Origin of the sequence: Enterococcus raffinosus, assembly GCF_018917525.1 — a bacterium.
Taxonomy (GTDB): Bacteria; Bacillota; Bacilli; order Lactobacillales; family Enterococcaceae; genus Enterococcus_A; species Enterococcus_A raffinosus_A.
Genome location: NZ_JAHLOS010000081.1, coordinates 1 through 2,700, shown reverse-complemented (window position 1 = coordinate 2,700; position 2,700 = coordinate 1). Strand labels below are relative to the sequence as shown.

The window sequence follows — 2,700 nt, the reverse complement described above, 5'->3', positions numbered from 1 at the left end:
CATCATTTTTAACCCCTCCTTTACTGGACTTCTCTCTTTTAAGTATAACTTGAAAAAAGCAAAAAAAGAGGCACAAATTCGAACTGTTCCGAGTTTGTGCCTCTTTATAAAAATCAAGTGCCTTAAGTTAATGACATTGCAAATTTCTGCCTCGATTTTTTATTCCCAGTTTTTGCAAACATCGATCCATTGCTTAAACTGAGTATATTTTTCTAATTCTGGTATGGTCAATTCGATCGCGTTGTTTGAGTTGCCGCAAGCAGGATAAACACTTTCGAAGCGTTTCAAAGAATCATCTAGAAAGACATCGATTCCGGGATTGATTCCAAAAGGGCAAACCCCGCCGACTGGATGTCCGATGGTTGTTTCCACTTCATCAGCCTTCAGCATCAACGCACGTTCACCGAAAACAGCTTTAAATTTTGGATTATCTATCTTCGCATCACCAGCAGTGACGATCAAAATGCTCTTGCCGGCCTTTTTCAGCTTAAAGGACAAGGTCTTTGCAATACGTTCAGGTGCACAGTTCAACGCTTGTGCCGCCAGTTCGACCGTCGCACTTGAGACAGGAAATTCTTGGATGCGATCCGCTATTCCATAGTGTGAAAAGTACTCTTTTACAGCTTCAACAGACATTTGGTTTCCTCCTTGAATGGAATCTACTTATTCACCGTATTATTAGTAACTAATAATACACGCTTTAGCGAACGTCGTAAATGATATTTTGTTAGAATAAGGGAAGAGACTCTTACGGGAGGAAGCAGATATGAAAGAGGACAAGAAAAAATTATTAGCCAAAGTTGCTTATATGTACTATGAACAAGAACTGACACAGGCTCAGATTGCCAAAGAGTTAGACATCTATCGCACAACGGTTAGCCGGATGTTAAGTCAAGCCAAAACAGAAGGAATTGTGGAAATCAAAATCAATCATTTTGATGCACGATTGTTTGAGTTAGAAGAGCAGCTAAAGCAGACCTTTGATCTGACTGCTGTTGAATTGGTTCCAACCGAAAATGATAGTAGTGAAGAAGCCAAAGAGGATCATCTGGCAGAAGCCGCTGGAGCTTGGATTCGTCGTCAGTTATCCGATGAGATGGTCATTGGATTGTCATGGGGAGCCAGTGTCGGTCGGGCCGTGAACAAGATTGATCCAAAGCAATTGTCGAATGTCTCAGTCGTACCAGTAGTCGGCGGACCAAGTCATATTAATTCGCGTTATCATGTGAATACATTGGTATATGAATTGGCTCGTAAATTGAATGGTGATAGTCTATTTGTAAATGCGACGGTCATTCAGGAAACCAAGGAACTAGCTGAAGGAATTTTCAATTCAAAATATTTCCACGATCTAAAGGAGTACTGGAAGCGTCTAGATATAGTCATTGTCGGTGTTGGTGGACCTTTGAGCTATCATAAAAGCCAATGGCGAGATTTGTTATCACCGGCAGATTATGAAGAATTAAAATTACGCGAAGCAGTAGGCGACTGCTGCTGTCGTTTCTATGATGGCTACGGAAAGCTGTTGAATGGTGCTTTGGATCAACGAACCATTGGGTTATCTTTAAAAGAGTTGGCTGACATTCCTCAATCGGTAGGAATCGCTCGAGGAATTTCTAAGGCCCGTTCGATTGCTCCTTTGTTGGAAAAAGGGTACTTAAAAACATTGATCACGGATCAAGAAACCGCACAGGAAATCTTACGACTAAAACAACGAAAGTAGTTTCTCTTACAAAAATGCACATTTGTGCGATTGTTTTAAAACTTTTATTCGCGAAAGGCTTGGTACAAAGCTTTTCACTTTTTTTGTTAGGAAGAAGGCAGAAATATTTTTTTGAAGGTGCTATGCTTGTTCTATACAAAAGAGTAAAGGAGCTTTCAAAATGGAATTTATGCTAGATACAGCGAATCTTGCTGATATTAAAAAATTTGCAGACTTTTTACCAATCGCGGGTGTCACTTCTAATCCTTCGATCGTGAAAAAAGAAGGGAAAATAGATTTTTTCCAACACATGAAGGAAATACGCGGTATCATTGGTGAACATTGTTCATTACATGTACAAGTCGTGGCAACCGACTACGAGGGAATTATCAAGGATGCTGAAACGATCTTAGCGAATATTGATCAAAAGGTATTCATCAAAATTCCGGTTAATGAACCAGGTTTGAAGGCAATCAAGGAATTGAAACGTCGTGGTATCAACGTTACAGCTACTGCTATTTATACCAAGTTTCAAGCTTATCTAGCCATCGCAGCTGGGGCCGATTATATCGCACCCTATTTCAATCGGATGGAAAACTTAAATATTGATCCGCGGGAAGCTATTTTTGAAATGTCAGAAGAGATTGCTCGAACGAAGAGTGAAACAAAAATCTTGGCTGCTAGCTTCAAGAACGTGGGCCAAGTCAATGCTGCTTTAGAAAATGGCAGTCAAGCGGCTACGATGGGTGTGGATATTATTCAACAAGCGTTAGCAATGCCGTCAATTGCGCAAGCAGTGACTGATTTTACAGGCGATTGGGAAGCTATCTTCGGTGAAGGAACAACGATCGCAGATTTATAGGATAAACGAAAAAAACAGGCTCTTCGTCAAATCGTGTTGGTGGAGACAAATTTGAATAAAACTTAGTCCGATATGCGGCGCGTTCTGTGCGCCGCATATTTTTTAGTTTTCAAAGATCAGTCCTTGTTGTAAATAG

3 protein-coding genes are annotated in these 2,700 nt (G+C 40.4%); 2 read left to right on the top strand and 1 reads right to left on the bottom strand.

Features of this window, described 5'->3' with window-relative positions; translation table 11 throughout:
* Positions 1–159: 159 nt before the first annotated feature.
* The gene (locus KQI58_RS22270; RefSeq protein ID WP_216411122.1) at positions 160–636 is read right to left on the bottom strand and encodes a YbaK/EbsC family protein; all 477 of its coding nucleotides are present in this window, start codon (positions 634–636) and stop codon (positions 160–162) included.
* A gap of 130 nt (positions 637–766) precedes the next feature.
* On the opposite strand from KQI58_RS22270, the gene KQI58_RS22265 reads away from it, so the two are divergent.
* Together KQI58_RS22265 and KQI58_RS22260 are read left to right on the top strand one after the other, a co-directional pair.
* Positions 767–1,723 (top strand): sugar-binding transcriptional regulator, encoded by a 957-nt coding sequence (locus tag KQI58_RS22265; RefSeq protein WP_216411121.1) that lies wholly within the window; start codon positions 767–769, stop codon positions 1,721–1,723.
* A 160-nt stretch (positions 1,724–1,883) separates the two neighbouring features.
* On the top strand, positions 1,884–2,564 hold the full coding sequence (locus KQI58_RS22260; RefSeq protein WP_216411120.1) for a fructose-6-phosphate aldolase: 681 nt from the start codon (positions 1,884–1,886) through the stop codon (positions 2,562–2,564).
* Positions 2,565–2,700 lie beyond the last annotated feature (136 nt).

Excerpts from the sequence above, each read along its gene's own strand:
- KQI58_RS22270 (WP_216411122.1), bottom strand. The coding sequence starts at position 636 with ATGTCTGTTGAAGCTGTAAAAGAGTACTTTTCACACTATGGAATAGCG.
- KQI58_RS22265 (WP_216411121.1), top strand. The coding sequence starts at position 767 with ATGAAAGAGGACAAGAAAAAATTATTAGCCAAAGTTGCTTATATGTAC.
- KQI58_RS22260 (WP_216411120.1), top strand. The coding sequence starts at position 1,884 with ATGGAATTTATGCTAGATACAGCGAATCTTGCTGATATTAAAAAATTT.